At 76.6% G+C, this 10,650-nt stretch carries 11 protein-coding genes; 3 read left to right on the forward strand and 8 right to left on the reverse strand.

The window, feature by feature from the left end; genetic code table 11:
• Positions 1 to 27 precede the first annotated feature (27 nt).
• Both VMV22_07155 and VMV22_07160 read right to left on the reverse strand, forming a co-directional pair.
• On the reverse strand, positions 28 to 1,704 hold the full coding sequence (locus VMV22_07155; protein ID HUY22103.1) for an alpha-amylase family glycosyl hydrolase: 1,677 nt from the start codon (positions 1,702 to 1,704) through the stop codon (positions 28 to 30).
• 21 nt (positions 1,705 to 1,725) lie between these two features.
• A complete protein-coding gene (locus VMV22_07160; GenBank protein ID HUY22104.1) occupies positions 1,726 to 2,400 on the reverse strand; it encodes a hypothetical protein in 675 nt (224 codons plus the stop codon).
• Between the two features lie 79 nt (positions 2,401 to 2,479).
• Here VMV22_07160 and VMV22_07165 point away from each other — a divergent pair, with 79 nt between their 5' ends.
• Positions 2,480 to 2,692 carry a hypothetical protein gene (locus VMV22_07165; GenBank protein ID HUY22105.1) on the forward strand — a complete coding sequence of 71 codons (213 nt, stop codon included), beginning with the start codon at positions 2,480 to 2,482 and terminating at the stop codon, positions 2,690 to 2,692.
• 4 nt (positions 2,693 to 2,696) lie between these two features.
• Positions 2,697 to 3,182: a riboflavin synthase gene (gene ribC / locus VMV22_07170; protein HUY22106.1), complete on the forward strand. Its 486-nt coding sequence runs from the start codon at positions 2,697 to 2,699 to the stop codon at positions 3,180 to 3,182.
• A gap of 89 nt (positions 3,183 to 3,271) precedes the next feature.
• Here ribC and mobF read toward each other — a convergent pair whose 3' ends face one another.
• From mobF to VMV22_07185, 3 genes are all read right to left on the reverse strand, one after another.
• Positions 3,272 to 4,612, reverse strand: a complete 1,341-nt coding sequence (gene mobF / locus VMV22_07175) for a MobF family relaxase (protein HUY22107.1) — start codon at positions 4,610 to 4,612, stop codon at positions 3,272 to 3,274.
• A 249-nt stretch (positions 4,613 to 4,861) separates the two neighbouring features.
• A complete protein-coding gene (locus VMV22_07180; GenBank protein HUY22108.1) occupies positions 4,862 to 5,881 on the reverse strand; it encodes a WYL domain-containing protein in 1,020 nt (339 codons plus the stop codon).
• On the reverse strand, positions 5,881 to 6,819 hold the full coding sequence (locus VMV22_07185) for a WYL domain-containing protein (GenBank protein ID HUY22109.1): 939 nt from the start codon (positions 6,817 to 6,819) through the stop codon (positions 5,881 to 5,883). Before VMV22_07185 ends, VMV22_07180 begins: the two co-directional genes overlap by 1 nt.
• 69 nt (positions 6,820 to 6,888) lie before the next feature.
• Here VMV22_07185 and VMV22_07190 point away from each other — a divergent pair, with 69 nt between their 5' ends.
• Entirely contained in the window at positions 6,889 to 7,905 is a 1,017-nt protein-coding gene (locus tag VMV22_07190) for a cytochrome c oxidase assembly protein (protein HUY22110.1), read from the forward strand.
• 63 nt (positions 7,906 to 7,968) lie between these two features.
• Here VMV22_07190 and VMV22_07195 read toward each other — a convergent pair whose 3' ends face one another.
• The 3 genes from VMV22_07195 to VMV22_07205 all read right to left on the reverse strand — a co-directional run.
• Positions 7,969 to 8,457: a hypothetical protein gene (locus VMV22_07195; GenBank protein HUY22111.1), complete on the reverse strand. Its 489-nt coding sequence runs from the start codon at positions 8,455 to 8,457 to the stop codon at positions 7,969 to 7,971.
• A 50-nt stretch (positions 8,458 to 8,507) separates the two neighbouring features.
• Positions 8,508 to 9,578 (reverse strand): YbhN family protein, encoded by a 1,071-nt coding sequence (locus tag VMV22_07200; GenBank protein ID HUY22112.1) that lies wholly within the window; start codon positions 9,576 to 9,578, stop codon positions 8,508 to 8,510.
• Positions 9,575 to 10,650: zinc-binding dehydrogenase (locus VMV22_07205; protein HUY22113.1), on the reverse strand; the 1,076-nt coding region annotated here is incomplete at its 5' end. The genes VMV22_07200 and VMV22_07205, both read right to left, overlap by 4 nt.

Below are 10,650 nucleotides of genomic sequence, written 5' to 3' on the forward strand. Positions count from 1 at the left end.
GCTCGGGGCGCGACTACCTCCGGTCGCTCACGGAGATCGAAGCCCGCCGGTGGGCGCCGCCAGCACGACGCCCTCCCAAGGCCCGAGCCGGACGGGCGACGGCGCGTCCGACCCGTCGCGGGCCCGGTCGGTGCCGATCAGGACGTGGTGCGCGCCGGGGAGGTCGAGCGCCGCCGGGAGGTCCCCGAGGTTGAGCGCCACGACCGTCGACTCGCCGCGCCGCCATGCCCACACCCCGTCGGGCGCCGCCATCTCGCGGTAGTCGCCGCCGTGGAGGTCCGGTGACCCCCGGCGCAGCGCGATGACGTCGCGCACGAACCACAGCACCGACGCCGGGTCGGCGCGCTGGGCGGCGACGTTGCACGCCGCCGGGTCGGTCATGGGCAGCCACGGCGTCGGCCCCGGCGCGCTGAAGCCGCCGTTGGGCCCGCCGTCCCACGGCATGGGCGTGCGCTGCGGGTCGCGGCCCGCGTAGTGGGGCCAGAACCGCAGGCCCACCGGGTCGAGGAGCTGCTCCTCGGAGAGCTCGCCGTCGGTGAGCCCGATCTCGTCGCCCTGGAAGAGCACCGGGGTTCCCCGCAGGGTGAGGAGCATCAGCAGCGCCAGGCGCGTCCGGGCGGGATCGCCCCCGGCCCACCGGGTGGCCAGGCGCGACACGTCGTGGTTCGAGCCTGTCCACACCGGCCACGCCCCCGGCGGGAGCAGGGCCTCGGTGCGCGCCACGATGCCCGACAGCGCGGCCGACTCGAAGGGCGCCTCGATGAACGGGAAGTTGAAGCCGAGGTGCAGCTCGTCGTCCCCCGCGCCGTAGTAGGAGCAGAGCGTCTCGAGCTCCTCGACGTTGGTCTCCCCGAGGAGCAGGCGCGGCTCGTCGTAGCCGGCGGACACCCGCCGCCACCGCCGCAGCACGTCGTGGACCTCGGGCCGGTTGCTGTTGTACTCGGTGCGCTGCCCGAACATCTGCATGATCCACGGGTCGTCCTCGGTGGCGGGCGGGTTGTCGCGCAACTGGGCGTCCTTGACGACCATGGTGCAGACGTCGATGCGGAACCCCGCCACGCCCCGGTCCCACCAGAAGCGCAGGATGTCGTCGAAGGCGGCGCGCACGCCGTCGTTCCACCAGTTGAGGTCGGGCTGCTCGGGGAGGAAGTTGTGGAGGTAGTACTGCCCCGAGGCGTCGTCGAACGTCCATGCCGGGCCACCGAAGGTGCTCACCCAGTTGTTGGGGGGCGAGCCGTCGGGCGCGGGGTCCGCCCACACGTACCAGTCGCGCCGCGGGCCCCGGGGCGACGAGCGCGACTCGACGAACCAGGGGTGGTGGTCGCTCGTGTGGTTGGGCACCAGGTCGAGCAGCACGCGGATCCCGGACTCGGCGGCCCGGGCGATGACCCGGTCGAGGTCGGCCAGGCTGCCGAACACCGGGTGCACGTCGCAGTAGTCGGCCACGTCGTAGCCCCAGTCGGCGTTGGGCGACGGGCCCACCGGGCTCAGCCAGACGGCGTCGACACCCAGCCAAGCCAGGTGCTCCAGCCGCTCGAGGAGCCCGGCCAGGTCGCCGACGCCGTCGCCGTCGGCGTCGGCGAACGACCGGAGGTAGACCTGGTAGAGGACGGCGGAGCGCCACCACTCGCCCCCGCCGGGCCCACCCGGGCCCTGTGCCGCGCCCCGTGGCGTGTCTGCGTGTGCGCCTGGCGCTCCTGGCAACCGATCCTCCGTGCGCCCGCCCTATCCGGTGAGCGGGCCGGCGGGCGCGCCGGGCAGCTCGGTGGCCCGCCAGCAGTACCAGGCGGCCACCGAACGATAGGGCCGGAAGGCGTCGCCGAGGGGCTGCAGCTCACGCGGCGAGGGCATGGGCACGCCCCAGGCCTGGCCGTAGCCCTTGCGGACCCCCAGGTCCCCGGTGGGCCACACGTCGAGCCGCCGCAGCTGGAACAGCAGGAACATCTCCGCCGTCCAGCGCCCGATGCCCCGCACCGTCGACAGGCGCTCGATCACCTCCTCGTCGTCCTCGCGGGCGATGCCGCGCGGGTCGAGGACGACGGTCCCGTCGACCACCTTGGCGGCCAGGTCCCGCAGCGAGGCCGCCTTGTTGCCCGACAGCCCGGCCGTCCGCATGGTGTCGGGCGACAGCGCCAGCACGGCCTCCGGACTGACGTCGGCGTCGAGCGCCGCCACCAGGCGGCCGTGGATGGCCGACGCCGCCGCCCCGGCCAGTTGCTGGTACACGATCGACTGCACCAGGGCGGCGAAGTGGGTGGCGTCGCGCGTGCCGAGGCGGGGCAAGCCGAACGACTCGGCCAGCCCGGCCACGACGGGGTCACGGGCGGCGAGCTCGCGTGCCGCCGCCGTGAAGGTCCGGGGGCGGCGCGGCCGCGACGCGTCGGCGGGGTCGCTGCGCATCCGGTGGTCGAACCTCCCGGGCCCCGTGGCTATTCCCGGATCGGGCGCCACCGCTGGGGCCGCCGCTAGCGTCGGCGCCGTGGAGGCGACCGGAGGACAGGCGGGCGGGGACCGGTACTGCACCGGCTGCGGCCGGCCCCGGCCGGACTGCCCGGGGTGCGGGCGCCGGCTCGACCCACCCCGGTTCTGCGACCGCTGCGGGCGGCGCATGGCGGTGGTGGTCACGCCGGCGGGGTTCACGGCGCGGTGCCGGGACCACGGCGTGGCGACGGCGGCCCCCGTGGGAGACTGAGCCCGTGGACCGGATCGGCGTCGTGGACACCATGTTCGCCCGGTACGACATGGGCACCGAGGCCGTCGACGAGCTGAAGCAGTGCCCCGGCCACGGGGAGCGCTTCGAGGTCGTCAGGCGCACCGTCCCGGGCTTCAAGGACCTCGGCGTCGAGTGCAAGAAGCTCGTCGAGGAGGAGGGCTGCGCCATCGTCGTGGCCCTGGGCATGCCCGGCAAGGCCGCCGTCGACCAGGTGTGCGCGCACGAGGCGTCGCAGGGGATCATGCTCGCCCAGCTGCTCACCAACACCCACGTGCTCGAGGTCTTCGTCCACGAGAACGAGGAGGAGGACCCCGAGCGCCTCGCCGCGGTGTGCGTGGACCGGGCGCGCAAGCACGCCCGCAACGCGTACTGGATGGTGTACGAGCCCGAGCAGCTCACCCGTCGTGCCGGCCGGGGCGTGCGCCAGGGCTACGGGGACGCCGGGCCCATCGTGCCGCCGCGCTCCTGACCCGCCCGCCGCGGGCCGGTCGAGGGGGAGGGCTCCCGACCGGGGCCCGGGGTCCGGCTCCGGTGGTCGAAGATCCGGCGGTCCCGGAATCAGCCCAGCCCCATCCCGAGGTCCTCGTGCCGCGACCGCGCCCGGTCGCGGTGACGTCCTGGCGCCGGCAGCTCCATGCCCCGTCGTGCCAGCAGGCGGCCGAGCTCGGCGTGCTCGGCCCGGTCGTCGCGGCCGGGAGCGACGCCGAGCGCCGGGGCCGTCTGTTCCACGACGCGGCCGCCGACCACGTGTCGCCGCTCCCCCACCCCGCGCCCCTCGGCCCGCGCCGCGTGGGCGGCCGTGGTCGGGAGCGACCCGAGCAGGCGGTCGGCGGCGGCCTCCACCTCGACCGCGGGCGCGCCGGCCGGGAGCGACCCGCACCACGCCCGCACGACGTCGCGCCGCGTGGCCGTCGGGCTGCGCCGGCCGAGCGCCTCCACCACGTCGGCGGCGGCGGTGGGTGACGCCAAGGCGTGGCCGCCGGCATCGGGACCGGTGACAACGCGCCGCGGCACGCGGTCGAGCACCGCCTCGAGCCGCCCCGGGCTCAGGCCCGCCGCCCGCGCCCGGCGCTCCCACGACGGCCGGAGGTCGTCGGCCGACACATGGGGGTCGCGCGCCGGGCGGGTGGCATGGGCGGCGACGGCGCGGGCCCGGCCCCCGCCGAGGCCGCGCTCCGACAGGTGCCGGGCGATCTCCACGGCGCGCTGCGAGAACGCCAGCCGCGCCTCGGCGCCGATCCCGGCGACGTCCGCCCGCCCGGCGCGCAACGGCTCCCACGCCACGCCGAGCCGCCGGCTCAGCTCGTGGCGGAGCTGCGCGTGGTAGAGCGCGCCGGCGGCGGCGGCGTGCGCGTACAGGCCGCGCCCGTCGAGCGCCGTGAACGACCCCTCGGGACCGCGGCCGAGGTTGGCCATGACCACGTGGCTGTGCAGGTGGGGATCGAGGGCACGGCTGACGCGGTGCACGAACCCGGCGCTCGCCACGGCGGCGGCCGCCACCGGGACGGGGACGCCGCCGTCGCCCCGGCGCACGGCGACGGCGCGCTGTTCCACGTAGCCGAGGGCCGCGGTGACAGCGGCGTCGTGGGCGGCGCGCACCTCGGCGCCGACGACCGGCCCACCCAGCGCGTGCAGGAGGCTGACGGACTTGGGCGCACAGAAGCTGAGGTCGAACCCGGCCACGGAGACCCGGTCGTGCCACCGGCCGAGTCTCTCGCCCGTGCCGGGGTGGTCGCCGCGCAGCACCGCCCCGAGCGCGTCGGCCTCCACGACGCCGCCCAGGCCGAGCGTCGCCGACCCGGTCCCGAGCCACTCGCCGGGCGCCTCGATACCCGTCCCGCCCGGGCCGGTGGCGACCTCCAGGTAGTAGGCGTGCCTGCCCGCCCGGACCTTGGCCACCCGCAGCACAGACCCTCCAGGGGCTGCGCCCGGCACGGCACCGGCGGGCCCGGTGGGGAGGGTGTCGGTCGCGCTTCACCGACGACCTCGCCGCCATCCTTGCCCGGGAGGGTCGGTCGGCTCGGTCCGCACGACGACAGCACTCGGTACGACCGGATGCCGGGACCCCGCGTGACGACGGTGACGACGGGCGACAGGCCGGACAGGCCGCGTGCGCCCCGCGCCCGGCGGGATGGGCCGGATCGACGGCTAGGGCCGGGGCGTTCGGTAGCGCGACAGCAGCTGGCGCGCCGCCTGGCGCCCCGCCTGGGCGAGCTCGGGCGGGTCGAGCACCTCGGCGTGCGGCCCGAGGCGCAGCAACAACCGGCCGAACCACACGGTGCTCGCCACGGCCAACGTGACGCGGGTGCGCCCGTCGCGCAGCGGCTCGGTCCCGAAGGTCGGGAGGGCCTCGATGATCCACGCCGCCTCGTCGTCCACCGCCAGGTGCGCCACCGTCGCCTCGGGCCCGGGCACGAAGGCCTCGGCACCCGGCCCGGCCCGGCCGTCGCCCTCGCCGTCGCGGTGGGCGTCACCGGGCCGACCGGTGGCGGCACCTGCCGTCGCGGTGGCGGCGGGGGCGCCGTGGCAGGCGGGCTCGCCGGTGAGGCGCGCCGAGGACACGCGGTCGACGCGAAAGCGCCGCATGCTCTCGGCGTTGTGGCAGTACCCGTCGAGGTACCACCGGCCCTCGATCGACACCACGTCCACCGGGTCGACGACGCGCCGCGACTCCCGGTCGCTCGACGCCGAGTAGTAGCGCAGCTCGAGCTGGCGCCCGCGCTCGGCGGCGTCCCGGACGATGGCGAGGTGCGCGGGCTCACGCAGGTCGATGCGCAGCAGGGTCCGGCCCCCGAGCACGGCGTCGAGCTTCGCCGCCGCCCGCCGCAGGGCACCGTCGGGATCGGCGCCCGGCACCGCCGCGATGGCGCGGGCCGACGCCGCCAGGGCGAACCCCTCGGCGGCGGTGAGCTTCCGGGGCCGGGCCAGCTCGGCGCCGAGGTCGGCCACGACCTCCTGGTCGTCGACGATGATCTCCATGAGCTGGTCGGGGCTGTAGGGGGGCAGGCCGCAGCACGCCGCCAGCTCCAGGTCGGCGATGAGCTCGTCGGGATCGAGACCGAAACGCTCCGACAACTCCGACACCGGCGCCCGCCCCACCCGGGCCAGCCAGGTGAGCACGGCCAGCAGCCGAAGCAGCCGCGACCCGGCGTCGGCGCGCGTGGCCATCACGACCCCCCCGCGCCGTCGGGGCCGGACAGCGCCTGGAGCCACGCCACCATGTCGGCGCGCACCTCCTCGGGGCCCAGGATCTCGGCGTGGTCCCCGAGCTCGAGCACCCAGGAGCGCAGGGCGTCGGTGTTCGTCACCTCGATGTGCACCACGACGGCCCCGTCGTCGTCCCGGCGCGCCAGGGCGCCCGCCCCCAGCTCGTCGAGCACGAGGTCGGCGAGGGTGGCGTCCACGCGCACGGCGACGGTGACGGGGGCACCCTCACCGATGCGCCACGGCACGTCGGGGATGGCGGCGTCGGGGTCGAATCCCTCGGGCAGCGACGCCGAGCCCGGCTCCCCCGCGACCACGGCGCCGTCCATGCGGTCGACACGGAACGTGCGGGGCGCGCCCCGGTCGAGGTCGTGGCCCACCAGGTACCACCACCCGCCGAGGAAGTGCAGCAGCGCGGGGTCGACCCGGCGCTGCTCGCCGCGGTAGTCGAAGCGCACCGTGGCACGCGTCCGCAACGCGTCGTGGAGCACCGGGAGCGCGGGGAGGGCGGGGAGCTCGGCCACCGGCCGCGCCCCGGCGGAGGCCGGCAGGCCCAGGCGCCACAGCGCGTCCCGACCACTAGGATCGCCGAGGTGGACCCCGGCGACCGCGAGGTTCAGGGCCGCTTGCTCGTCCGGCGCCAGGTCGAGGTCGGGCAGGTAGTAGTCCTCGGGCCGGATGACGTACCCGACCTGCTCGGGCCCTTCGATGGGCATGGCCGTGACCTCGATGCCGCCGTCGCGCAGCGTCCGCTTGTCGCGCTCGAAGGCCTGCCGGCGCGCCTCGCCCTCCTGCGCGGGATACCCCGGGACCTCCGACGCGATCTCGCGCAGGGACTTGGGCCGCTGGTCGCGCAGCAGCACGAGCACGAGGTCGGTCAGCCGCTCCAGCCGGTCCACCATGGGCCCTGAGCGTAGGCGGCCCGGTCCCCGCCACCGGCGGGCCGCTCCGGCACACACGCGGCGGGGGCCGTGACCGCCGCGCCGGGGGCCCTCGCCCTGCACCGCCACGCGGCCGGCGCGGGGCCCTGGACCTTCCATCTCCACCCGGTGGCCTGGCTCGCCATCGCCGCCCTGGTGCTCGCCTACGCGCTGGCGGCGCGGCGCGTGGCCCGCCGCGCCGGGCCCGCCGCCCTCCCCGCACGTCGCCAACGCCTGCTCCTGGCGGGCGCGGTGGCGGCGCTCGTGCTCGCCCTGACGTGGCCGCTCGCCGACCTCGCCGCCCACTGGTCGCTCACGGCCCTCGTCGTCCAGCGCCTCCTGCTCACCCTGGCGGTGGCGCCGCTCCTGCTCCTGGCCACCCCCGTGCCCGTCCTGGCCGCCCTCACCCGGCCCGCCCCCCTCGACGCCTGCCTGGCCGTCCTGACGCGCCCGGTGGTGGCGGTCGTGGCCTTCAGCGCGGTGGCCGTCGGCACGCTGCTCACCCCGGCCGTCGCCGCCCAGGCATCCTCGCCGTGGTGGCGCGGCGCCATCGCGGCGACGCTCGTGCTGGGCGGGGCCGTCCTGTGGGGGCCGGCGCTGCGCCGCGTCCCGGGCGCGCACCGCACGCTGCCCGTCGCGCTGGCCGCCTACCTCTTCGTGCAATCGGTGGTGCCCACCTTCCCGGCGATCGTCTACGTGTTCGCCCGGCACCCCCTGTACCCGGCGTTCGCCGGCGCCCACCGTGCCATCGGTCTGTCGCCACTCGTCGACCAGCAGCTGGCGGGCGTGGTGGCCAAGGTGGCGACGCTCCCGGTCCTGTGGAGCGCGGCCTGGGCGGCGCTCGCCCGGGCACAGCGCGTCGAGGCCGCCGCCGGGGACGACGAGCCCCTCACGTGGGCGGAGGTGGAGCGCCAGCTCGAACGCGCCGGGCGCGCCGAGCGCCGCGGGCGCCCCGGGCTGTACCGGCGCCTGAAGTACGGGGCCCACGCGCCGGCGGCGTCGGCCCTGCCGGCCGGCACCGACATCCCCCACAGCCGCGCCGACGGACCGGGGCCACCCGGGCCCTGACCCGGCGCGCCCCGGGGCGTCAGGGCGCCGCCCGTGGGGCCCGGGCGGCCGGGGCCCGACGGCCTACGTCCCCGGGGCCCTCGGGCCGGCGGTCGGCACCGCGAGCGCCAGATGCTCGAACCGCAGCGGCTCGCGCTCGAGCACGAACGTGGCCAGCAGCACGTTCTGCGGGCTCGACACCACCACGATGGCGAAGTGGCCCGATCCCGACGCGGGGCGCCGCCCCGCGGGACGCGACACCTGGTCGAGTCGGAAGCGCCCGCGGTACGACACCAGGCACAGGTTGTGCAGCGGCGTGGTGGAGCGTTTCTTCAGCACACCGTCGACGTGGTGCACCGTGTCGAGCTGCGCGGCCGACACCAGGCGGACCCCGGCGAACGACCCGCGGCCGTGCACGGCGTCCTCGGCCAGCGCCAGCGCCCGGAAGCACGGGCTCGAATTCGTGCCGAGCGTGTCGCGCGCCGAGGTGCAGCCCGACAGCGACACCGCCCCCAACGCCATGACCGCGCACCCCGCCACCAGCCACCGCTGTCCCCGCCCGCCCCGACGCACCCCGCCACCTCCTCCGCCATGCCGCACGACGCCACCTCCTCCGCCACGCCTCACGACGCCACCTCCTCCGCCACGCCGTCGACCGCCGCCGCGACGGCCACCAACGGCGGCCGGCGCGCCAGGGCGTAGGCACCCCAGATGATCCAGCCGATCGGCAGCTCGCCCCAGAAGCTCACGAGCCGGTAGACGAACACGGCCGCCACCGTCGAGGGCTCGGCCCCCCCGAAGGTGACCAGCGCGATGGTCAGGCTGCCCTCCACCACGCCGAGGCCGCCGGGGGTGATGGGCAGGTTGGCCGCCAACTGCCCGGCGCCGTAGGCGAGGAGCAGCCCCCGCCACGGAATGCCGACGCCCACGGCCGTGAAGGACAGGGCGAGGCACCCGCAGTCGAGGACCCAGTTGCCCAGGCCCCAGCCCACGGCCGACAGCACCTGCCGCAGGTCGAGGGTGACCACGGTGAGCCGGGCGATGATGTGCTCGACATGCCCGGCCACCTCGCCGCGGGGCCATCCCACGAGGCGGCGCGAGGCCCGCACCGCCGCCGAGACCAGCCACCCCAGAGCGCGGCGCTGCAGGAAGACCGCACCCATGGCGAGCGCCCCCACGAGCACGGCGACGGTGACGCCGACGAGGTCGAGGCCCGCGCCCTCGGCGCCGGCGACGGCGATGCCCACCGCAGCCACCAGCGCCAGGGTGACCGAGGCCACCACGAACACCGCGGCCAGCGTCCAGCCGGCGAGGGCCTCGTCGGCGCCCTGGCCCCGGTACTGGCGGAAGGCGAACACGGCCGAGACCACGGGCCCTGCCGGCATGGAGTTGGCGATGGCCGTGGACGCGACGGTCACACCGGTCATGCGGCCCGTCGAGGTGCCCACCCCGCCCGCGGCGAGCAGGCGCTTCTGGACCATGCCGAACGCCACCAGCGACCCGGCCTCGGCCAGCACCGCCAGCCCCAGCCACCACCAGCGCAGGTGGTCCAGGTAGCTCGACGCTCCCGACAGCTCGCCGCGCCGCCCGGCGAGCGCCCACAGGGCGAGCCCGGCGAGCGCCAGCCCGACCACGTACTTCAGCCACGGCCAGGCGCTGCGCAGCCACCGACGCCTCGACGCGGGCGCCGTCACGTCGACACGGGCTCCACCAGGATCTTGACGTGCTCGTCGGGGCGGGCGAGCGCCTCGAAGGCGCCCGGCACACCGTCGAGGTCCACGGTGCCGGTGATCATGGGCGACGCGTCGATGTCGCCCTCGGCGATGGCGCGCAGCGCGCCGGCGAACTCGTCGGCGCCGTAGGCCAGGGCGAAGTGCACCGAGAGCTCCTTCACGATGGCGAAGTACGGAAGGATGCGGTCGGGCTCCATGCACACCCCGACGACCCCCAGGCGCGTGCCGGGCGGCACGTCGTGGAGCAGCTGCTGGAGCATGCCCGGCACCCCGACGGCCTCGAAGGCGACGAGCGGCCGGCGCCCGTCCACGCGCCGCCAGGCCTCGACGACGCCCTCCTCGGCGGGGTCGACCACCTCGGTGGCACCCAGGGTGCGGGCCATGGCCCGCCGGGCCGGTGACAGGTCGGCGGCCACGATCGACTCGACGCCGACCGCCCGCAGCGCGGCGATCACGGCCAGGCCCACGGGGCCGCACCCGACCACCACGACGCCGTCGCGCGCCGTCGCCCCCGAGCGCGCCACGGCGTGGATGCCCACCGCCAGCGGCTCGGTCAGCGCGGCGTGCCGGGGGTCGAGCCCGTTGGGGACCTCGAGGGCGAGCGGCGCCGAGAGCAGCATGTACTCGGCGTAGCCGCCCGGGTAGTCGTTGTTGTATGCCAACTGGTGCAGGCCGGTCGACGACAGGAGCACGGGGACCGACACCACCCGCGCCCCGGGCCGGGGGCCCACGGTGTCGGGGCCGAGCTCCACGACCTCGCCGCAGAACTCGTGGCCCATCACGATGTCGCGCGACAGGTCGATGGGGGCCATGGTCATGGCACTGGCGCCCATCGACGGCTTCAGCTCGTCGGTCATCGCCACCATCGTCCCGCCGTGGCGCAGGAAGTGGAGGTCGGACCCGCAGATCCCGCAGGCCAGCGTGCGCACCACCATCTGGCCCACCTCGGGGCGCGGGTCGGCGACGTCGTCGACCTCGAGCCGCCCCTCCCGCATCACGCACGCTCGCACCGTGGACCTCGCTTCCCCCCGGG

It is taken from the genome of Acidimicrobiales bacterium (genome assembly GCA_035531755.1).
Classification (GTDB): domain Bacteria; phylum Actinomycetota; class Acidimicrobiia; order Acidimicrobiales; family UBA8190; genus DATKSK01.